General features: G+C 70.6%; 22 protein-coding genes. 12 read left to right on the top strand and 10 right to left on the bottom strand.

What is annotated here, in order from left to right; translation table 11 throughout:
• Positions 1–23: 23 nt before the first annotated feature.
• The 6 genes from R2B38_RS01320 to R2B38_RS01295 are packed head-to-tail and all read right to left on the bottom strand — an operon-like array spanning position 24 to position 5290.
• Positions 24–1124 (bottom strand): LLM class flavin-dependent oxidoreductase, encoded by a 1101-nt coding sequence (locus R2B38_RS01320; protein WP_318014521.1) that lies wholly within the window; start codon positions 1122–1124, stop codon positions 24–26.
• Between the two features lie 24 nt (positions 1125–1148).
• Positions 1149–2117, bottom strand: coding sequence for an ABC transporter substrate-binding protein (locus tag R2B38_RS01315; protein WP_318014520.1), 969 nt, complete (start codon positions 2115–2117; stop codon positions 1149–1151).
• Complete coding sequence (locus R2B38_RS01310) at positions 2114–2830, bottom strand: ABC transporter ATP-binding protein (protein WP_318014519.1); 717 nt, start codon at positions 2828–2830, stop codon at positions 2114–2116. Before R2B38_RS01310 ends, R2B38_RS01315 begins: the two co-directional genes overlap by 4 nt.
• A 2-nt stretch (positions 2831–2832) precedes the next feature.
• Positions 2833–3714, bottom strand: a complete 882-nt coding sequence (locus R2B38_RS01305; RefSeq protein ID WP_318014518.1) for an ABC transporter permease — start codon at positions 3712–3714, stop codon at positions 2833–2835.
• Complete coding sequence (locus R2B38_RS01300; RefSeq protein WP_318014517.1) at positions 3711–4556, bottom strand: sulfurtransferase; 846 nt, start codon at positions 4554–4556, stop codon at positions 3711–3713. Before R2B38_RS01300 ends, R2B38_RS01305 begins: the two co-directional genes overlap by 4 nt.
• Positions 4553–5290 carry a lysophospholipase gene (locus tag R2B38_RS01295; protein ID WP_318014516.1) on the bottom strand — a complete coding sequence of 246 codons (738 nt, stop codon included), beginning with the start codon at positions 5288–5290 and terminating at the stop codon, positions 4553–4555. The genes R2B38_RS01300 and R2B38_RS01295 overlap by 4 nt, the downstream gene beginning before the upstream one ends.
• Before the next feature lie 348 nt (positions 5291–5638).
• Here R2B38_RS01295 and R2B38_RS01290 point away from each other — a divergent pair, with 348 nt between their 5' ends.
• Together R2B38_RS01290 and pqqB are read left to right on the top strand one after the other, a co-directional pair.
• The gene (locus tag R2B38_RS01290; protein ID WP_318014515.1) at positions 5639–6487 is read left to right on the top strand and encodes a LysR family transcriptional regulator; all 849 of its coding nucleotides are present in this window, start codon (positions 5639–5641) and stop codon (positions 6485–6487) included.
• 145 nt (positions 6488–6632) lie between these two features.
• The gene (pqqB, locus tag R2B38_RS01285) at positions 6633–7517 is read left to right on the top strand and encodes a pyrroloquinoline quinone biosynthesis protein PqqB (protein WP_318014514.1); all 885 of its coding nucleotides are present in this window, start codon (positions 6633–6635) and stop codon (positions 7515–7517) included.
• Between the two features lie 45 nt (positions 7518–7562).
• Here the strand turns inward: pqqB and R2B38_RS01280 are convergent, their stop codons facing one another.
• On the bottom strand, positions 7563–7964 hold the full coding sequence (locus tag R2B38_RS01280) for a MarR family winged helix-turn-helix transcriptional regulator (RefSeq protein ID WP_318014513.1): 402 nt from the start codon (positions 7962–7964) through the stop codon (positions 7563–7565).
• A 104-nt stretch (positions 7965–8068) separates the two neighbouring features.
• Positions 8069–8419, bottom strand: a complete 351-nt coding sequence (locus tag R2B38_RS01275) for a VOC family protein (RefSeq protein WP_033278601.1) — start codon at positions 8417–8419, stop codon at positions 8069–8071.
• 252 nt (positions 8420–8671) lie between these two features.
• Between R2B38_RS01275 and R2B38_RS01270 the strand changes: the two genes are divergently transcribed.
• On the top strand, positions 8672–10012 hold the full coding sequence (locus R2B38_RS01270; protein WP_318014512.1) for a hypothetical protein: 1341 nt from the start codon (positions 8672–8674) through the stop codon (positions 10010–10012).
• 93 nt (positions 10013–10105) lie between these two features.
• Here the strand turns inward: R2B38_RS01270 and R2B38_RS01265 are convergent, their stop codons facing one another.
• Positions 10106–11137 carry a LacI family DNA-binding transcriptional regulator gene (locus tag R2B38_RS01265; protein ID WP_318021565.1) on the bottom strand — a complete coding sequence of 344 codons (1032 nt, stop codon included), beginning with the start codon at positions 11135–11137 and terminating at the stop codon, positions 10106–10108.
• A 167-nt stretch (positions 11138–11304) separates the two neighbouring features.
• Here R2B38_RS01265 and R2B38_RS01260 point away from each other — a divergent pair, with 167 nt between their 5' ends.
• Both R2B38_RS01260 and R2B38_RS01255 read left to right on the top strand, forming a co-directional pair.
• Positions 11305–13326 carry a beta-galactosidase gene (locus R2B38_RS01260; RefSeq protein ID WP_318014511.1) on the top strand — a complete coding sequence of 674 codons (2022 nt, stop codon included), beginning with the start codon at positions 11305–11307 and terminating at the stop codon, positions 13324–13326.
• 304 nt (positions 13327–13630) lie between these two features.
• Positions 13631–13912 carry a helix-turn-helix domain-containing protein gene (locus tag R2B38_RS01255; RefSeq protein WP_318014510.1) on the top strand — a complete coding sequence of 94 codons (282 nt, stop codon included), beginning with the start codon at positions 13631–13633 and terminating at the stop codon, positions 13910–13912.
• 34 nt (positions 13913–13946) lie between these two features.
• Here the strand turns inward: R2B38_RS01255 and R2B38_RS01250 are convergent, their stop codons facing one another.
• Complete coding sequence (locus R2B38_RS01250) at positions 13947–14807, bottom strand: ribonuclease BN (RefSeq protein WP_318014509.1); 861 nt, start codon at positions 14805–14807, stop codon at positions 13947–13949.
• A gap of 171 nt (positions 14808–14978) precedes the next feature.
• Here R2B38_RS01250 and R2B38_RS01245 point away from each other — a divergent pair, with 171 nt between their 5' ends.
• The 7 genes from R2B38_RS01245 to R2B38_RS01215 all read left to right on the top strand — a co-directional run bounded on the left by R2B38_RS01245 (position 14979) and on the right by R2B38_RS01215 (position 20596).
• Positions 14979–15977, top strand: coding sequence for an SMP-30/gluconolactonase/LRE family protein (locus R2B38_RS01245; protein WP_318014508.1), 999 nt, complete (start codon positions 14979–14981; stop codon positions 15975–15977).
• 164 nt (positions 15978–16141) lie between these two features.
• Positions 16142–16603 carry a fluoride efflux transporter CrcB gene (crcB, locus tag R2B38_RS01240; RefSeq protein WP_318014507.1) on the top strand — a complete coding sequence of 154 codons (462 nt, stop codon included), beginning with the start codon at positions 16142–16144 and terminating at the stop codon, positions 16601–16603.
• On the top strand, positions 16600–16974 hold the full coding sequence (locus tag R2B38_RS01235) for a DUF190 domain-containing protein (RefSeq protein ID WP_318014506.1): 375 nt from the start codon (positions 16600–16602) through the stop codon (positions 16972–16974). The genes crcB (R2B38_RS01240) and R2B38_RS01235 overlap by 4 nt, the downstream gene beginning before the upstream one ends.
• A gap of 2 nt (positions 16975–16976) precedes the next feature.
• Positions 16977–17351, top strand: a complete 375-nt coding sequence (crcB, locus tag R2B38_RS01230) for a fluoride efflux transporter CrcB (protein WP_318014505.1) — start codon at positions 16977–16979, stop codon at positions 17349–17351.
• A gap of 88 nt (positions 17352–17439) precedes the next feature.
• Positions 17440–18276, top strand: coding sequence for an undecaprenyl-diphosphate phosphatase (locus R2B38_RS01225; protein WP_033278611.1), 837 nt, complete (start codon positions 17440–17442; stop codon positions 18274–18276).
• A gap of 182 nt (positions 18277–18458) precedes the next feature.
• Positions 18459–19136 carry a FadR/GntR family transcriptional regulator gene (locus tag R2B38_RS01220; protein WP_200686341.1) on the top strand — a complete coding sequence of 226 codons (678 nt, stop codon included), beginning with the start codon at positions 18459–18461 and terminating at the stop codon, positions 19134–19136.
• Positions 19133–20596, top strand: coding sequence for an amino acid permease (locus R2B38_RS01215; protein ID WP_318014504.1), 1464 nt, complete (start codon positions 19133–19135; stop codon positions 20594–20596). The genes R2B38_RS01220 and R2B38_RS01215 overlap by 4 nt, the downstream gene beginning before the upstream one ends.
• Positions 20597–20620: the final 24 nt, after the last annotated feature.

Raw genomic sequence — 20620 nt, 5'->3', positions numbered from 1 at the left:
TCGCAATCAGGGAAGGGGACGGGTCAGGCGGCTTGTGAGGTCGTCGCCCGGTGGGCGAGCTCCTGGCGGACCAGCGGCAGGACGTGACGGGCGTAGTCGATCGCGTCGTTGAGCGGGTCGTAGCCGCGGATCGAGAGCAGGTCGCAGCCGATGTCGACGTAGTCGAGGAGCGCCTGCGCGACCGTCTCGGGCGTACCTACAAGGGCAGTTGACGCTCCCGCGGCATTCGTGGCGACGGCGGGCGCCGTCCACAGGCAGCGGTCCTGCACCTCGCCGCGCTCGGCGATGTCGAGGAGGCGCTGCGAGCCGACGTTCGCGGGGCGGCCGGTGGTGCGGTAGTGGCGGAGCAACTCGGTGTTCTTCGCCTGGTCCTTGAGGACGCCGAGGGTGCGGTGGGCCTTCTCCCACGCGAGTTCCTCGGTGGGTGCGATGATCGGGCGGAACGACACCCAGATACGGGGATGCGGGCGCCCGGCGGCATCCGCGACCGCGTTGACGGCCGCGATCTGCTCGGCCGTCTCCTTGAGCGGCTCGCCCCACAGCCCGAAGATGTCGCCCTGCTGCCCGCCCACCCGGTACGCGTCCTGCGAGGAGCCGCCGACCGAGATCGGGACGAGGCCGTTCACCGGCTTCACGTCGGAGTAGTAGCCCTCGAACGTGAAGTGCTTGCCCTCGTGCGAGACCGGCCCTTCGGCCTGCCACACCTTCCGCAGGATCTGGATGTACTCGTCCGAACGCTCGTACCGCTCGGCCTTGTTGAGGTAGTCGCCCTCCCGGCGCTGCTCCTCGTCGCTGCCGCCGGAGATGATGTGCAGCGTCAGCCGGCCGTTGCTGATCTGGTCGAGGGTGGCCAGCGCGCGGGCCGCGTGCGTCGGGAAGATGACGCCGGGCCGGTGCGCGAGGATCGGGCGGACGCGCTCGGTGTGGGTGGCGACGAACTGGGCGACCTGGAAGGCGTCGGGGGACGCCGAGTGGTAGGCGACCAGGGTGTGGTCGAAGCCGCCGTCGTCCAACGCGCGGGCGTACTTGCGCAGATGGTCGACGTCGAAGCCGGTACGGCTGGCGGCGGCGGGACCCGAGGCCCCTGAGTCGGTGTGGACGGCGCTGATGAACTCGACAGGCATGAGCGAACTCCTAGGAAGGAAAGGTCACTTGAGCAGTGAGGTGTCGGCGGACTTGGCCACGTCGACGTTCGGGTCGAGGACCCCGATGCTGTTCATGAGGTCGGCGACCTGCTGGACGGTCGTGTCGACGTCCGAGGTGACCGGCAGCACCTGGCTGTAGGCGGCCGAGGCGAGGGTCTTGGCGACCGTGGCGTCGGCGCCGTTGCGCTGCTCGATGGCCTTCGCGTACGCGTCCTGGTGGGTGCTGGTCCACTTCAGCGCCGTGCTCAGACGCTGGAGGAAGTCCGAAAGGGCCTTCTTCTTCGCCGAGTTGGCGAGTGCCTTCTCGGAGGCGTTGATGAAGCCGTAGCCGCTGACCCGGCCGTCCGCGCCGTCGACGAGGAGCTTGCCGCCCTGCTCCAGGCCGACGGCCTGGTAGACGCCGAAGGTCGCCCAGATCTTGACCTTCCCGGAGGCGAAGGCGGCCTGCGCGTCGGTCGGCAGCAGGTACTGCACCTTGACGTCCTTGTAGCTGAGCCCGTTCTGCTTCAGCACGTTGGCCAGCAGATACTCCGAGATGCTGCCCTTCGCGGAGGACACCACGACCTTCTGGCCCTTGAGGTCCTTCACGCTGTCGATGCCGGAGTCCTTGCGGACGACGATCCCGACATGCGTGCCGTCGTTCTTGAGGGCGGCGACGTTCTTGATCTTGACACCGCCGCTGAGCGCCTGGAGCGCGGGCAGGTCGGCGGAGTACCCGGTGTCGGCGGCGTCCGCCTGCACGGCCTGGTAGAGCGGGGCCGCACCCTGGAACTCGGCCCATTTCACCTTGTACTTGGCGCCCTTGAGCGCGTCCGACGCGGCGATGATCGTCTGGAGCGTCTTGGCCTGGTCGCCGATGGTGAGGGTGACCTGCCCGCCGGCGGAGGTGTCCGCCGAGGAGTCGGCACCGCAGGCGCTCAGCGCCAGCAGGGCGGTCATGCTCAGGGTGGCGGCGGCGATTCTGCGGATCACGAGAGGGTTCCTTCCAAAGTGCGGGTCACGCCGAGCCAGTTCAGGAGGCGGGCGCGCAGGGTCACGAACTCGGGGGCGGTCAGATCACGGGGGCGGGGCAGGTCGACGGTCACCTCGTGGGCGATACGGCCCTCGTCCATCACCAGGACCCGGTCGGCGAGCAGCAGCGCCTCCTCCACGTCATGGGTGACCAGGAGGATCGCGCACCCGTGCAGCCGCCACAGCTCGGCGACCAGCGCCTGCACCTTGCCCCGGGTCAGCGCGTCCAGCGCGCCGAACGGCTCGTCCAGCAACAGGAGTTCGGGCTCACGGACGAGAGCGCGGGCGAGCGAGACGCGCTGGGCCTGACCGCCGGACAGCGTCTTGGGCCAGACGGTCGCGCGCTCCGCGATGCCGACCTCGTCGAGCGCCTTGAGCGCGAGCGCCCGGTCCGGACGCCCCGGCAGCCCGAGCACGACATTGCGCCACACCTTCAACCACGGGAGCAGCCGCGGTGATTGGAAGGCCGCGCTTCGCCGCGCGGGCACGGTCACCTCGCCGCCGATCTCGTCGTCCAGCCCGGCGAGGATCCGCAGCAGCGTCGACTTGCCGCAGCCGCTGTGTCCGAGCAGAGCCACGAACTCGCCCTCACGGATGTCCAGATCGAGGTCGTGCAGCACGGTGTTGCCGTCGAAGGCCCGCGAAAGCCCCCGAATCTCAACGGAGTTGGCCATCTCTACGCCTCACCCTCGAAGTTGGCCCGCCAGGTCAGCAGCCGGCGCGACAGGATCCGTACCGCGAAGTCGCAGGCGAGTCCGAGCAGCGCGTACACGACGAGGCACAGCACGATGACGTCCGTGCGGAAGTACTGCTGGGCGTTGCTCATCAGATAGCCGAGCCCCGCGTCCGCGTTGACCTGCTCGGCGAAGACCAGCGCCAGCCACGCGGTGGACAGCGCGTACCGCAGGCCCACGAGTGCCCCGGGCAGCGCGCTCGGCAGGATCACGTACTTGATCAGCCCGAACCGCCCGAGCCCCATCATCCGTGCGGCCTCGACGAGTTGGGCGTCGGTTGAGCGGATGCCGCCGTAGATGTTGAAGTACAGCGGATACGTCACCCCGAGTGCGACGAGCGCGATCTTCGGGGTCTCCTCGATGCCGAACCAGACGATGAAGAGCGGGATCAGACCCACCCAGGGGATCGCCCGGAACATGCCCATCGAGGAGTCGATGACGTCCTCACCGAGCCGGAACAGCCCGGCCAGCAGCGACAGGACCAGCGCGACGGTCGCGCCGATCAGGAAGCCGATGGCGGCACGGCGGCCCGACGCGGCGATGGCGTGCGGGAGTTCGCCGTTCTTCGTGAGGTCGACCGCCTGGCGGATCACGTCGACGGGGGAGGCCAGCACGGACTCGGGGAGCACTCCGGTGGCGGAGGTCAGGAACCAGAGCAGGACCAGGCCGACCGGTCCGGCGGCGCGGCGCACCGAACGGGGCACGGTGAAGCGGCGCGAGGTCTTCGCCGTGCCGCGGATGGTGACGCGCGCGGCCGGCTGAGGCGTGTCCGCGCGCGCCGGCTGGGCGGGAAGCACCGCCGCGTTCAGGGGTTTCGTCGTCATGGCCGGTCTCCCGTCGCCGCCGGGCGCCCGGGATCGGCGGACCAGGCGGACCAGGAACCCGGAAACAGCGTCGCCTCGAACCCGGCGATCTCCAGCGCCGCGATCTGATGGGCGGCGGTGACCCCGGACCCGCAGTACACGCCGATGCGCGTCGCTGTGTCGGCCCCGCGCTCCTCGAACCGCTTGCGCAGCAGCTCCGGTGCCAGGAAGGTCCCGTCCGCCGCCAGGTTCTCCCCCGTCGGCGCGGACACGGCCCCCGGGATGTGCCCGGCACGCGGGTCCACCGGCTCGACCTCACCCCGGTAACGCTCACCGGCGCGGGCGTCCAACAGCAGTCCGGACACGGCGAGTTCGGCGGCCCCGTCGGCATCGGTGGTCGGCAGCGCACCCGCGCGGAGTACGACATCACCCGGCGTCGGATCGGCGGGAATCCCGGACTCCAGCGGCAGCCCCGCCGTCCGCCAGGCGCCCAACGCCCCGTCCAGCAGGGTCACTTCGGTGACACCCGCGTACCGCAGCAGCCACCAGGCGCGGGCGGCGGCCGTGTTGCCCAGGTCGTCGTAGACGACGACGGACCGGCCGCTCCCGATGCCCCAACGGCGGGCGGATTCCTGGAGTTCGGTGAAGTCGGGGAGCGGGTGGCGTCCGCCCTCGGGGCTCGCCGGGGCGGCCAACTCCGTGTCCAGGTCGACGTAGACCGCGCCGGGGATGTGGCCGTCCGCGTAGTGGTCGCGGCCGTGGGGATCGCCGAGGGCCCAGCGGACGTCGAGGAGGACTGGCGGCTGCTCGGAGCCGAGGAGTTCGGTCAGCTCGGCGACCGTGGTCGTCACGCGGCCGGTCATGTCAACTCCTCAGCGATCAGGGGCAGTTCGCGGACTTCGGAAGTCCCTGAGGCCTCTGGGGCCAGCCGGAGCCGTTCGAGGAACAGGACGACCGTGGCGGCGGCGGTGCGGTGCAGGGCGTCGTTGAGGGCGTCGTGCCGGCCGCCGTGGAAGACCACGGTCTGGACGCCCGGGTGACCGTCGTAGACGCTCAGCGCCCGGTCGAGCGGGCTGATCGGGTCGTCCTTGCCGTGCAGGGCCAGGACGGGGACGCGCACCAGGTCCAGGCGGGGTGCGGGTAGGTCGGGGGTGTCGTCGATGGCACCGCGCCGGAAGTCGGGGTCGTTGGTGAGGCGTCCCTGATGGGTCGGGCAGGCGGTGCGGGCGGCGGCCTCCTCCTCCCAACTGCCCGCCGTCCAAGCACCGGTGGGCAGCCCGGCCAGGATCAGCGCGTCGACGCCCGCGGTCTGCTCGGCGGCGAGCTGAAGGGCGTGGATCGCGCCGGTGTCGGAGCCGATCAGCACCTTCGGGCCGGGCAGCGACTCGTCGGCGAGCAGCTTGGCGGCCTGCTCCAGGACGGCGGGGTCGGCGGTCGGGTCGCCGAGGGCGCGGACGCGGTAGGCGTCGAAGCCGAGCCGGCGGCCGAACCGCTCGTAGACACCGCCGTGTTCGCCCCGCCCGGCCAGCACGATCAACGTGCCGCGCGCGGCGAGGCCTTCGGGTTCGTCCCAGGACGAGACGGAGGAAGAGGGCATGGGGTGACAGCTCCCAACGAGGGGAAAGGGGAGGGGAATCGAGGAGAGGGGGAGGAAACGAGCAGCCCGGAGCCGCCGTCACGTGTCAGTGCGCAGGGCGGACGTGATCAGCTGTAACTCGGGAAGGGTGCCGCGGAGAGGCGGTGGGTCAACGACAGCGCGCGCTGCACGCCACGCCGAAGTCGATGACTCGGCGCTGCGTCAGAAGGGCAGCGAAAGCGGTCGTGTGCAGCATGCGCCCATCATGACCGGCCGCGACCGATCGCGTCCAACGATGATTCCGCATCGAAATCGATCAGTTATCGCGATCGATACGGATCGATACGTGAAACGGCTACCGTCACCGGCATGCCCCAACCTGTCCTCGACATCGTGGCCCTGCGCAGCCTGACCGCGATCGCCGACTGCGGCGGCTTCCACCGCGCGGCCCGGGCCCTCGCCCTGAGCCAGTCCGCGGTCAGCCAGCATGTGCGCAGGCTGGAGAAGACGCTGGGCCGCCCGATCGTGGAGCGCGAGGGGCGGGGCACCCGGTTCACGCCCGAGGGGCGGCTCCTCCTGGAACAGGCCCGACGCATCCTCGCCGTGCACGACGAGGCCGTACGCACGCTGCTCGACGTGGACGGCGACACCGTCACGATCGGCTCCACCGAACACGCGGCCGACCAGTTCCTGCCACGGCTGACCGCGGCCGTCCAGGAGGTGCGGCCCGGCTGCCGGGTCCGCTTCCGCATCGACCGCTCGGCCCGGCTCGTCGAGGCCGTGGAACGCGGCAGCGTCGATGTCGCGGTGTACGTCACCGAGGCCGCCGCGACCGAGGGCACACCGGTCGGCGGCCTCCCGCTCACCTGGCACGCGACGCCCGGCTGGCAGCCACCGGCCGCGCCCGCGCCCGTCCCGCTGGTCGCGATCGAGGACCCGTGCGCGATCCGTCGCCGGGCGATCTCGACGCTCGCCGCGCACGGTGTACCGGCGGCGGTGGTCGGTGACGCCGGCTATCTCGCCGGGGTCCTCGACATCGCCCGCACGGGGCAGGGTGTCGCGCTGCTCGCGGCGGTCGGGTCGGCTCCGGACGGGCTGACTCCCTATGACGGGCTGCCCTCCGTCACTCCGATCCCGATGAGCGCGCTGGCCCGGCCGGGGGCGGATCCGGCGACGGTCGAGGCGGCGTTCGCGGCCGTACGGGATCTGTTGCGTTGACCGGGGGAAGGGGAGTGGGCCGGTCGGAGATCGGCCTGAACTGCCCCCTGTGGTGGGGTAGTCCGGTCCGTTTTGGAGGAAAGATCCCTCGGGGAGATTCAGTGGGTCAGTGAGTTGGGTGAGTCGGCAAGGGGGCGCGATCGTCGTGAGGGTCGTCCTGCTCGGTACCGCGGCCGGTGGCGGTTTCCCGCAGTGGAACTGCGCCTGCGCGCTGTGCGCCGCCGCCCGTGACGGAAAACTGCCCTCGCGTACGCGGGAGTGCGTGGCCGTCACCGGCAACGCGCGCGACTGGTGGCTGCTCAACGCCTCACCCGACATCCGCGCCCAGCTCACCGCGACCCCGGCGCTCTGGCCGGGCCCCGGCGCGCGCGACACCCCGGTGCGCGGCGTCCTCCTCACCGACGCCGAGCCCCACCATGTGACGGGCCTGGCCGAACTCCGCGGGGCGGCGGCCCTCAAGGTGTACGCCCCGAGGCCTGTCCTCGCGGCGCTCACCCCGGCCCGGACCGTCCTCGACCGGTACGCGCCCTGGGAGTGGTCCGACAGCCTCGCGGAGGGTGGTTTCGTACTGGCCGGAGGCTTGGTGGTGACAGCCCACCCGATGGGCACCAAGCCCCCGACGTACCTGCCGCCCCGCCCGGCGGACGACCGCTGGGTGACGGCGTACCGCATCGAGGACCTGGCGACCGGCGGGGCGCTCGTCTACGCACCCGGTGTCGCGGCCTGGTCGGACACGCTCGACGAGATGTTGACGACGGCGGACTGCGCGGTGCTGGACGGCACGTTCTTCACGGCCGAGGAGGCGGGCACGGCGGCCCGTGCTGGTACAGGTCGGCCGGGCCTGGGACACCTGCCCGTCTCGGGCCCCGGCGGAAGCCTCGCCGCCCTCGCCCGCCACCCCGGAGTCCGCCGGGTTTACACCCACCTGAACAACACGAACCCGTTGCTGGACGAGAGTTCGGCGGCTCGGGCGCAGGTGAGCGGAGCGGGGGTCCAAGTGCTCATGGACGGTGCGGAGTTCGTGGTGTGAGGAAGTGCGGAGGGGCGGGGCGGGTGCAGAGAGTGGGGGGCGGTGTCAGCCCTCCGTGCCGTCCAACATCCGGGCCAGGACGCTCCGTTGGAGCGGGAGCACCTCCGCGTGGAGGTCACGCCCCTTGCGGGTGAGCGCGACCCACACCCCGCGTCGGTCCTCGATGCACACGGAGCGTTCCACGAGGCCGTCCTTCTCCAGCCGTCCGATGAGACGGGAGAGGGCGCTCTGGCTGAGATGGACCCGTCCGACCAGGTTCTGCACCCGGCACTGGTCGCCCTCCTGAGGCGCCTCGGCCGCGAGCATGTCGAGCACCTCGAAGTCGCTCGCGCCCAGGCCGTGCGGGTGCAGCACGCGGTCGATCTCGCACATCGTGCGCGCGTGCACGGACAGGATGTCCCGCCACTGGTCCTCTAGCTGCCGGGCACCGGCCGACTTCACTGCCATACCCGCACGGTACACCGATCCGGCCAGTTATTGAGTGCGCAACTAGTGCACGCGCAAGTAGCTGGGGTGTCGTGGCGCGGGTATGAGCCGTCCGTCGGCGTGCGTCAGGCGGCCGGATTCTGGGTGAGCCCGACGAAGTTGCCGTCCGCGTCCTTCACGAACGCGATGAGCTTGCCGCCGCCGACGTCCTGGACGTCCTGGACCAGCTCGGCGCCCGCCTCCACCATGGCCGCGAGCCGTGTCCGGATGTCGTCCACGGTCCAGTACGGCACCGGTCCGGTCATGCCCCTGGAGTGCCCGTTCGGGTCGAGACCGACGTCCTGCCCGGCGGCCTTGTACCCGACGTAGTACGGCTCGTCCGCGTACGGCTCGACCCCCAGCAGGGCGCCGAACAGGGCCTTCGCGGCGTCGAGGTCCTTGACGGGGTAGATGATCGTGTTCAGTCCGTCGGTCATGACGAGCTCCTCCGTGAGCGTGGTCCGACGGATTTCGCCGGTGAATTCAGGCTAGGGCGGGGGAGGCGCGGAGGCTTCTCCAATCCTGACCGGCTGGCACGGGGTGGGGTGGGCGCGGCCGCTGATCAAGAAAACGGTAAGAACCACCCGCCCCACGCCCCCCACCTACAACCTTCCACCCCGGCACCCCGTCCAACTCGCGCCCGGTGCACATCACTTGCCGGGCTTTCTGCCGCCCAGCTGGGGGATCACATGAGTTCTGTCTCCGTCGGACGTGTGCTGCGTCGCGGGGTCTGTGCCGGAGCCGTGGGTGCGCTGGCCGTCGCCGGTCTCGGGAGCGGGGCGGCCGTCGCCGACGACGTACCGCAGACCGACGCGCTGGCGATCCAGTCGCCGTACGACGTGGAGGCGACCGTCGCTCCCGACGGTGGTGCCGCGCAGTACCGACCGCTGGCGCTGGGGCTGACACACAGCAATGACGCCTTCGCCCTGACCGACGGACGGCTCACCGTCGACGCCTCCGGACTCGCCGGGATCGCCGAGGTGGCCTGGCCCGACAACTGCACGCCGGACGACAGCGGCACCGTCGCCGTGTGCGACACCGGGGACGTGCCGATCCGCTACAGCGCGCAGGTGGGGTTGAGGGTCCGGGCCGTCGCCGGTGCCTCCGTCGGAGCGCAGGGCACGATCACGTACTCGGCCGAGGCCACCGGCGGCCCCGACGGCACGCTTGTCGCCCGGCGCGGCAACGACACCACCGTCACGGTGGGCTCCGGCGTCGACCTCGGGATCAGCGCCCCGCAGGACGCCAACGGCGTCGAGCCCGGCACCAGCCTCACCGTGCCGTACGCGATCACCAACACCGGCAGCGAGACCGCCCACGGCTTCAGCCTGAGCATGTGGGCGACCTACGGCCTCGACGTCACCACCCGCTACCCGCAGTGCGCCTACACCGGGCCGGATGCCGACGGCAGTGGCACGACGGCGGTGACCTGCTCCTTCGACACCGATGTCGCCCCCGGCGCCACCGTGGAGCTGCCGGAGCCGTTGCGGCTCGCCGTCACCGACCACGCGCTGTACGAGCGGTTCGACTACGACGTCGAACCCCTCGGCGACACCACCGACCTCGACAGCTCGGACAACGGCCGCTCCTGGCACATCGACGCCGACAACACCGCCGACTTCGCCGTCTACGGCACCTCGGCGAGCGGCGCGGCCGGTGACACCGTCACCTCCGGCTTCCGCTTCGTCAACCACGGTCCCGCCTGGGCCGGCGACGTCAGCGCCGGCGACCCGATCACCACGATCGACTTCTACGCGCCGGAGGGCACTGTCGCCACCTCCATGCCCGAGACCTGCCATGGGGCCCACACGCCCGGCGACGACTCGACCATCGCCCACTACGCCTGCACCCTGCCGACCTGGGCCAAGCCCGACCTGGACGTCAGTTTCCCGTTCCAGCTCCGCATCGACCGGGTCGTCCCCGACGCGACGGGCCATGTCACGACCCGCGCCTACGACGGCACGCCCCTCGCCTTCGACGCGAACACCGGGAACAACACGGCCGAGGTGATCGTCAACCCGTCCGCCTGACAGTGACGTCGAGGGGGCGAGCCTGCGGTTCGCCCCCTCGACTCCCGCCGCGCAGCGCGCTGTTGCGCCAACTCCCGGTGACGGACGGCCTGTTCACGTCGACTCCCGCTTCACCAGCTCCGTCGGCAGTATCACCGCCGCCGTGTCCTCGCCCCCGATCTGCGCCAGCAGCACCCGCACCATCTCCGCGCTGATCCGGTCGAACGGCTGCCGCATCGTGGTGAGTTCGGGGCTGGACGCGAGCGCGGCGGGGGAGTCGTCGAAACCGCCGACCGCCACGTCCTCCGGTACCCGTCGCCCGGCCCGCTCCAGCGTCGTCAGCACGCCCCGTGCCATCAGGTCCGAGGCGACGAACACTGCGTCCAGGTCCGGGACTTGGGCCAGCAGTCGCTCGGCGCCGCGCTCGCCGCTGAGCCGGCTGTAGTCACCGGAGACGACGAGGCTGTCGTCCACCTCGATGCCCGACTCCGCGAGCACCTCCTTGTAACCGGCGAGGCGCTCGACACCGCCCGGCGTGTCCAGCGGGCCGGTGACCGTGCCGATCCGGCGGCGGCCGAGGGAGAGCAGGTGCCGGGTCATGTCACGGGCGCCGTCCCGGTCGTCGGCGGCGACATAGCTGATCTTGGAGCCGAGCCCGATCGGCTTGCCGCACGCGACCAGCGGTACGCCCGCCTCGCTCAGCTCCTCCGCCACCGGGTTCCCGGAGTGGCTGGAGACCAGCAGCACCCCGTCGACGTGCCCGGAGGTGATGTACCGCGTGATGCGCCGCCGCTCGTCCTCGGTGCCGGCCAGCATCAGCAGCAGCGGGATGTCGTGCGCGGCCAGCGCCTGGGTGCAGCCGCGCAGCAGGATGTTGAAGTTCGGGTCCTCGAAGAACTTCTCCTGCGGTTCCGTCAGCAGGAAACCGACCGAGTCCGAACGCCCCGTGATCAGCGAACGGGCGTGCCGGTTCACCACGTAACCCGTCTTGCGGATGGCCGCGTTGACGGCCTCCTGCGCGGCTGGGCTCACATAGTGCCCGCCATTGAGGACCCGCGACACCGTGCCCCGCGAGACACCGGCCTCGCGCGCCACGTCATGGATCGTCGGTGGTCTGCGCCGACCCCCCGTATTGCTCATGGTCAGACTCTACGGCTCCCGGACCCGCAGCCAGAAGCGCCGTGCTGGGAGCGTTCACAGCAGAGAAACATCAGGGACACTTGTCAGCGGTCGCAGGCGTGCGGTTATGTTGGGGCGGCGCCCTCGGGCGTGCTGTGTGCACGTTCCCAAATGATCGACTACGGGAGAGATCCATGCCGGAGACCACCCCTAAGGGCCTCACCAGGCTCGCCTTCGGTGGGGACTACAACCCCGAGCAGTGGCCGGAGAGCGTCTGGCCGGAGGACGTCCGGCTGATGCGGGAGGCCGGCGTCACCATGGTGAGCGTCGGGATCTTCTCCTGGGCACTGCTGGAACCCGAGCAGGGTGTGTACGACTTCGGCTGGCTGGACCGGATCATCGGCCTGCTGCACGAGAACGGCATCCGCGTCGACCTCGGCACGCCCACCGTCTCCCCGCCCGCCTGGTTCTACCGCGCCCACCCCGAGGCCCTGCCCGTCACCGCCGACGGCACCCGCTACGAATTCGGCTCACGCGGCGCGATCTGCCACAGCAACGCCGACTACCGCGCAGCCGCCGCGAACATCACCACCCGACTCGCCGAGCACTACGGCGACCACCCGGCCCTCGCGCTGTGGCACGTCTTCAACGAGTACGGCGTCCCCGTCTCCGCCTGCTACTGCGATTCCTGCGCCGCCCACTTCCGCCGCTGGCTGACCACGACGTACAAGTCCGTCGACGGCGTCAACGAGGCCTGGGGGACGGCCTTCTGGGGCCAGCGTTACGGCGACCTCGGCCAGATCAACCCGCCGCGGCTCACCCCGACCGCCGTCAACCCGGCTCAGGCGCTGGACTACACGCGGTTCGCCGACGCCACCATGCGCGAGAACTTCATCGCGGAACGGGACATCCTGCACCGCCTCTCGCCCGGCATCCCGGTGACGACCAACTTCATGGCCGCCCTCAGCCAGTGCGAGTCCGTCGACTACTGGGCCTGGGGCCGCGAGGTCGACCTCGTCACCAACGACCACTACCTGATCACCGACGGCCGCCGCACCCACGTCAACCTCGCGATGGCCGCCGACCTCACCCGCTCCGTCGCGGGCGGCGCCCCCTGGCTGCTCCTCGAACACTCCACCTCGGGCGTCAACTGGCAGCCCCGCAACCCCGCCAAGGCCCCCGGCCAGATGGCCCGCAACGCCCTCTCCCACGTGGCGCGGGGTTCGGACGGCGCGATGTTCTTCCAGTGGCGACAGTCCCGGCGCGGCGCCGAGAAGTTCCACTCCGCGATGGTCCCGCACGGCGGCACGGCAACCCGCGTCTGGCGCGAGGTCGTCGAACTCGGCGCATCCGTCGAGGAGTTGAGCGAGATACGCGGCACGCGCACGCAGGCCGACGTGGCCGTCGTATGGGACTGGCACTCGTGGTGGGCGCAGAAACTGGCGTGGCGTCCCAGCGAGGACCACGACGCGCGCGAGCGTGCCGACGCGTTCTACGAGGCCCTCTACGACCGCCACCTCACGGTCGACTTCGCGCACCCGGAAGCCGACTTGTCGGCCTATCCCCTTGTCGTCGTACCGGCCCTGTATCTGATGACGGAGGCGTCCGGGCGCAACCTGAAGCGGTACGTCGAACAGGGCGGCACCCTCGTCGTCTCCTACTTCTCCGGCATCGTCGACGAGCACGACGCCGTCCACGAGGGCGCCTATCCGGGCGCGCTGCGGGACGTACTCGGCCTGACGGTCGAGGAGTTCTCGCCGCTCCTGGCCGACCAGCGGGTGCGCATCACCGGACCCGACGGCTCCGAACTCACCGGCGACGTCTGGAGCGAGTTCGTCGTCCCGGACGGCGCCGAGACCGTGTGGACGTACGCCGAGGGCCTCACCGCCGACCACCCGGCCGTCACCCGGAACCGCCTCGGCGAGGGCACCGCCTGGTACGTGTCGACCCGCCTCGACGCCCACGGCCTGGACGCCCTGCTCGGCTGGGCGGCCGAGGACGCCCGGATCGCGCCGCGCGCCGAGCTGCCGTACGACGTCGAAGTCGTGCGCAGGGAGGGCGAGTTCGGCAGCTTCCTCTTCGCGATCAACCACAGTGCCTCGGACGTCAAGGTGCCGCTCGGCACCGACGGCACCGAGCTGCTGACCGGCGAACGCGCCGCGGGCGGCCTCGCGGTCCCCGCCGGGGCCGTCCGGGTCGTACGACTCGACGGCTGAGCCGACTCCCCTCCGCCCGCGCGAGCCGTGAGCCGCGGGTGGAGGGGGACCTGTCCTCTGCCAGGCGTGCGGTTCTGTTCGGCTACGGCGGTGTGGTTCGGCCATCACCGGTCCCCGGAGCTGGTACCTGATCCCTCCGGTGCGATCGCGCCCCGCCCGTCGCCCCACGCCCCAGGGCCGACCGGCCCTCTCGAACAGGACCGTTCGGTCCCGGACAAGGGGCACCGAGTCCGGGACGCGGCGGACCGTGCTGCGGGAGAGTGGGAGAACGCGGCAAGCGGCGCGCAGAACGGAGGGTCACGCCATGCTGAGGACTCCGACGGGTCAGCGACGGTTGGACATCCTGGAGTGGCTGAGAGATCCGGCCACCCACTTCCCGGGCCATCGGTACGTCCCCGAGGCCGGTGTCACCTCCGAGGCCGTGGCGGCCAAGCTGGGCGTGCCCCGCCAGGTCGCCGACACGCACCTCGAACTCCTCGCGGGTATGGGCCTGTTGCGCGTGCGGCGGATCCGGCTGCGGACCTACTACCGGCGCGACGAGGTCCGTATCGCCGAGGTGGCCCGGATGTTCGAGAAGGGCTGGTAGGCCTACTTCCGGATGGACTCCGGTGGGCGAGGGCTCACACCGTGTCCTGTTCGGAGCGCGTCGGCGGTTCCTCCGGCTCGGCGGACACCGGGGCGTCCGGCGCTTCCGGTTCCGTGCGGAACGCCGCGCCCGGGTCCCCGAACCGCTCGCACAGCAGCCTGCCCACCAGCGCGCCGCCGTAGAGCACGAAGCCCACGCCGACCAGCCAGGACTCCACGACCAGGACTGTGCCGACCGGGCCGTAGCTGACCGCGTTGGTGACCAGGAGCGGGGTGAACACCAGGTACGAGAACCAGCGCAGGCCGACCAGACCCGCCATCGTCGCGAGGGCGCCCGGGAGCAGATACCGCCACGGGACCCGGCGGTCGAGCAGAAAGTGCGGGCCCCACCAGAAGAACAGCAGGCCGGCCGCCATGCTGAGCAGGATGCGGGGCGTGCCCTCCAGGACGTTGCGGGTCTGCACCTGCGCGTACAGGTAGCCCATCAGCATGACCAGCCAGATGAGTTGACGCCAGATGCGGTTCCAGGGGGCGCCGGTCGGGAGCCACACATGCTCGTAACCGCTCTGCACACTCGACGCGAAGGACAGCCCGAAGAGTGCGAGCAGCGCCACGCTCCACGCACTCGTGGCGCCGATGACCTTGCGGGGCGGGGTGAAGACGTCGGTGAGCGCGCGGGCGGAGCGGCCGGACAGGTCCATGCCGTCGACCAGCCACAGCGCGAACCCGCCGTGCCCGAGCGGATCGGCCGCGGCCACCACGATCAACAGGGGTGCGAGGGTGACCAGGGCGAGCGTCGCGAACCCCATCGCCCGGTGCAGCAGCTCCAACTCCCGCCCGCGCCGGTTGAGTTCGGCGAGCCCCAGCCCCTGCCACACCGCGCGCACCCGTCTCATCGCGGACGCCCCGCGCGCCGGGTGGCCGACCGTGACATGAGAGCCCCCTTCTCGCCGACCGGCAGCGGGATCCGGGTCACCAGCAATACGCTCGGCAAACGTGGCCGGGCGACGTGACGACCGGGAAGAACAGCAAGCGTACGCGCGCCTGCCCGAACCGTGGAGGCTTTCATGGACCACCCTGATGACCGACCCGATGGCCGACCAGATGACCGCCCGGAGGCCCTGCTCGCCCGCCGCTACGTCGCGATCGGCGGCCGCGGTCCCGAGGACGTGGTCGCCGACGCGCGCGGCCGGGTGCTGACCGGTGTCGAGGACGGCCGCATCCTCCGCCTCGACGGACTGGCCGACCCCGAGGCGGTCCGGGTGGAGACCCTCGCCGACACCGGCGGCAGGCCGCTCGGCCTCGAACTCCTCCCGGACGACGGCCTGTTGGTGTGCGACGCGGAACGCGGACTGCTGCGGATCGACCTCGGGAACGGCGCGGTGCGCGTCCTCGCCGACTCGGTGGCGGGGGAGCGGCTGCGGTTCTGCAGCAACGTGGTCGCGCTGTCCGACGGCAGCGTGTACTTCACCGTCTCCAGCAGCCGCTACCCGCTTCACCAATGGCTCGGCGACATCGTCGAACACACCGGCACAGGACGGCTGTTGCGTCTCGCGCCCGGCAGCGACACCCCCGAAGTCGTCCTGGACGGACTCCAGTTCGCCAACGGCCTTGCTGTCAGCGCCGATTCGTCCTTCCTGGTGATCGCGGAGACCGGCGCGTACCGCCTCACCCGCTACTGGCTCACCGGACAGCGGGCGGGCCGTGGCGAACCCTTCGTCGAGGATCTCCCCGGCATGCCCGACAACATCGGGCGCGCGGGCCCCGACGGACCGCTCTGGGTGGCCCTCGCCGGACCCCGCGTGCCCCCGCTCGACCTCCTCCACCGCGCCCCGGACTCCGTACGACACACCGCCGCCCGGATCGCCGTACGTGCGCCCTACCGCCCCACGGGCACGATCGGGGCTCTCGCGGTCGACGACGAGGGACAGGTCATCCACCACCTCGTCGCGCGCGGCTCCTCCTTCCGTATGGTCACCAGCGTCTGTGAGGCCGCCGGTCACCTCGTGCTGGGCAGCCTGCGGGAACGCGGTGTCGCCCTGTGCGAGCCGCCCGCCCCGAAGTGACCCGGGCGCGCCCCCGGCGTTACCCTGATGCCCGGCCGCGATCAGCTCTCGCGGCGCGGCGGTGGGGCCCGCCGTACCCGAACCGCGGCAGAGGTGCCGCCAACGGTCCCTACTTGTAGAGGCGTGTGCCCCCAGGGCCCCCGACGAGTAGGAGACGTACGGCCATGACAGCTCCCGAAGCCGAGAGTCTGCGTGCCCGGACCGAGGCCCCGCGCCCGTCCGTCTGGCGCGGGCAGGGACCCGTCGTCGCGGTGGTCGCGCTCGGCGGCGCGATCGGGGCCGTGGCGCGGTACGCGGCCTCGCTGTGGTGGCCCGCGGAGAGCGGCGGGTTTCCCTGGACGACGTTCGGGATCAACGTCGTCGGGTGCGCCGTGATAGGCGTGTTCATGGTGGTCGTCACCGATGTGTGGGCCGCGCACCGGCTGGTGCGGCCGTTCTTCGGCACCGGGGTGCTCGGCGGCTTCACCACCTTCTCGACGTACGCCGTCGACATCCAGAAACTGGTCGACGCGGGCCATCCCCGCACCGCGCTGGCCTATCTCGCCGCGACCCTGCTCGCGGCCCTCGCGGCGGTGTGGCTCGGGGTGACGGCGGCCCGCCGCGTCCTGAAGTGGAGGCAGCGATGACCAGGCTGACCGGCAGCGCCCTGCGCGTGACCGTCTTCATCGGCGAGAACGACACCTGGCACCACAAGCCCCTCTACTCGGAGATCGTCCACCGCGCGCACGCGGCCGGTCTTGCCGGTGCCAGCGTCTTCCGGGGCATCGAGGGCTTCGGCGCGTCCTCCCTGATCCACACCTCACGGCTGCTGTCGCTGAGCGAGGACCTGCCGGTGGCGATCGTGATCGTGGACACCGAGGAGCGTGTACGGGCCTTCCTGCCGGAGCTCGACGAACTCGTCGGCGAGGGGCTCGTGATCCTCGACGACTGCGAGGTCATCCGGTACGTGGGCCGCGCGGACGAGCCCGGCGAGTCGGATCGGAAGGGTAAGAAGTAGTTGTGAACTGGGTGTTGGTGGTCGCGGGGGCCATGGTCGGTGCTCCGCTCCGGTACCTCACCGACCGTGCGGTGCAGACCCGGCACGACACGGTGTTCCCCTGGGGCACCTTCGCGGTGAACGTCACCGGCTGTCTGATTCTCGGTGTGCTGACCGGTGCGGTGTCGGCCGGCGCCGCGGGTCCGCATCTCCAACTCCTCGTCGGGACAGGGCTTTGCGGGGCCCTGACGACGTACTCGACCTTCTCGTACGAGACACTGCGGCTGACCGAGACGGGGGCGGGGCTCTACGCTGCCGCCAACGTCGTCGGCAGCGTGACGGCGGGCCTCGGTGCGGCATTTGTCGGGGTGTCGATCGCGGAGGCCCTGTGGACGTAAGGGTCCGGGCGGTTCCCGTGCCCGGGCAGGACCGTTCCCGGCGCTATTGTCTACAGCACTGTCGACCAACTCCCAAGAACTGGATCTCATGAGCGTCATCAGCGTCGGTCAGGCCGCCGTCCTCGGAGTCGTCGAGGGGGTGACCGAGTTCCTTCCGGTCTCCTCGACCGGCCATCTGAAGATCGTCGAGGGGCTGATGAAGATCCCCGTGGACGACGATTCCGTCGTCGCGTTCTCGGCCGTCATCCAGGTCGGCGCCATCGCCGCCGTGCTCCTGTACTTCTTCAAGGACATCGTGCGGATCGTGACCGCGTGGGGCCGTGGCCTGCGCAACCGCGAGGAGCGCTACCACCACGACTACAAGTTCGCCTGGTGGGTGATCTACGCGACGATCCCGATCGTGATCGTGGGCCTCGCCGCGAAGCCGCTCATCGACGGTCCGCTCGGCTCGCTGTGGGTGGTCGCCGCCTCGCTGATCGTCGGCAGTGGTGTCATGTGGTGTGCCGACCAGATGGGCCGGCACAAGCGCGGTGAGGACGACACCACCTTCAAGGACGCGATGCTGGTGGGCAGTTCGCAGATCCTGGCACTGCTCTTCCCCGGCTTCTCGCGCTCCGGCGCCACCATGTCCACGGGTCTCATCCTCGACCTGGACCGCGTCGCCGCGACCCGGCTCTCCTTCTTCCTCGGCATCCCGGCCCTGACCGGCGCCGGCATCTACGAGCTGAAGGACGCCCTGGGCGCGGGCGTGGGTGCCGCCCCGCTGGCCGTCGGCACGATCGTGTCCTTCGTGGTGGCCTACGCGTCCATCGCCTGGCTGCTGAAGTTCGTCGCGAAGCACTCCTTCAACGCGTTCGTGATCTACCGGATCATCATCGGTCTGCTGCTGTTCGGGCTGCTCGGCACGGGTGTGCTCAACAGCTGACGGCCGCTGACATCGGGCGGACGATCATCACAGCGGGCGTGAAGCCGGATTTTCAGGCTTCACGCCCGCTGAATTTTTCTTTTCCGATCGCTTGACAGCGCTGTCCCGTCACCCGCAGGATCACGTCCGTGAACCTGTCAGACAGCCAGACAGGTGGAGTCGGGCCGCGGCGCGTCAGCGCCATGGAAGCGGTGCTTGTCCACCTCCGCGGCGCCATCGAGCGCGGCGACTACGCCATCGGCGACAAGCTCCCCTCCGAGGCGGAGCTGTGCCGCACCCTGGAGATCAGCCGTCCGGTTCTGCGGGAGGCCCTGCGCGCCCTGCAGACCATGGGCCTGACCGTCTCCAAGACCGGCAAGGGCACCTTCGTGGTGGCCAACGCCGTGGAGGACCCCACCTTCGGCGACTACGCGGCCAGCGACCTGCTGGAAGTGCGCCGCCACGTCGAGATCCCGGTCGCCGGGTACGCGGCGCTGCGCCGCACCCCGGAGAACCTGGACCACCTGGCCCACCTCCTGGACCGCATGGAACAGGAGACCGACACCACCGCGTGGGTCGCGATGGACACGCTCTTCCACCTCGCCGTGGCGGAGGCCGCCCAGAACCCGGTGTTCCGCCGGGTCATCGAGGAGATCCGCGACGCGCTGGCCCGCCAGTCCGCGTTCCTCAACGAACTCGGCGGCCGGCGCGAGCAGTCCAACCGCGAGCACCGGGCGATCGTCGAGGCGCTGATCGACGGCAGCGAGCCGGACGCCGTCGAGGCCATGTCCCACCACCTCGACCGGGTCGAGACGACCCTCACCGACATCGTGCGCCCCGCGCGCACGGACACCCCCACGGAAGGCGGACCCGAGGCGTGAGCGACCAGTCCCTGCACGGCAGCGAGCAGTCCCTGCGCGATGGCGTGCAGAAACGATCCGGCCATGTCGACGCCGGAGACGCCGGCTACAGCAAGTCCCTGAAGTCCCGGCACGTCAACATGATCGCCATCGGCGGCGCGATCGGCACCGGCCTCTTCCTCGGCGCGGGCGGCCGCCTCGCCGACGCCGGCCCCTCCCTGTTCATCGCGTACGCGGTCTGCGGCCTCTTCGCCTTCCTCGTCGTCCGCGCGCTGGGCGAACTCGTCCTCTACCGGCCCTCGTCCGGCGCCTTCGTCTCGTACGCCCGGGAGTTCCTCGGCGAGAAGGGCGCGTACGTAGCGGGCTGGATGTACTTCCTGAACTGGGCCACCACCGGCATCGCCGACATCACCGCCGTGGCCGTCTACACCCACTACTGGAGCATGTTCTCCGACATCCCCCAGTGGGTGATCGCCCTGATCGCGCTCGCCGTGGTCCTCACCGTGAACCTGATCTCGGTGAGGATGTTCGGCGAGATGGAGTTCTGGTTCGCGATCATCAAGGTCAGCGCGCTCGTCGTCTTCATGCTGATCGGCATCTTCCTGCTGGTCACCCAGCACCAGGTCGACGGCCACACCCCCGGCCCGTCCCTGATCACCGACAACGGCGGCATCTTCCCCAACGGCCTGCTGCCCATGCTCCTGATCATCCAGGGCGTCGTCTTCGCCTACGCCTCCGTCGAACTGGTCGGCGTGGCCGCCGGCGAGACCGAGAACCCCGAGAAGATCATGCCGAAGGCGATCAACTCGATCATGTGGCGCGTCGGCCTCTTCTACGTCGGCTCGGTCGTCCTGCTGTCGATGCTGCTGCCGTGGAACAAGTACAGCGCGGGCCAGAGCCCCTTCGTGACCGTGCTGTCGAACATCGGTATCCCGGCCGCCGGCGGTGTCATGAACCTCGTCGTCCTCACCGCGGCCATGTCCTCGCTCAACTCCGGCCTGTACTCCACCGGCCGCATCCTCCGCTCCATGGCGATGTCGGGCTCCGCCCCGAAGTTCACCTCGGTGATGAGCCGCAGCCAGGTCCCCTACGGCGGCATCCTGCTCACCAGCGGCATCTGCGTCCTCGGCGTGGGCCTCAACTTCGTGGTCCCGGCGGACGCGTTCGAGATCGTCCTCAACTTCGCGGCGATCGGCATCCTCTCGACCTGGGGCATGATCATGCTCTGTCACTTCCTCTTCTGGCGGAAGACGGAGAAGGGCGAACTGACCCGCCCCAGCTACCGGTTGCCGGGCTCTCCCTGGACCGAACTCGTGACGCTGGCCTTCCTCGCCTCCGTCCTGGTCCTCATGTACGCCGACGGCGGCGCCGGACGCACCACCGTGCTGTGCCTGCCGCTGATCGCCGCCGCGCTCGTCGCCGGATGGTTCGCCGTCCGCCGCCGCGTGGCCAGCACGTCCTCCACCGCACCCGACGCGTGAGACCCACGTCGTCCCGACTCTGAC

The sequence above is a fragment of the Streptomyces sp. N50 genome (assembly GCF_033335955.1).
GTDB lineage: Bacteria > Actinomycetota > Actinomycetes > Streptomycetales > Streptomycetaceae > Streptomyces.
Note: the sequence above shows the minus strand (reverse complement) of the source record. Positions and strands in the feature narration are given on the sequence as shown.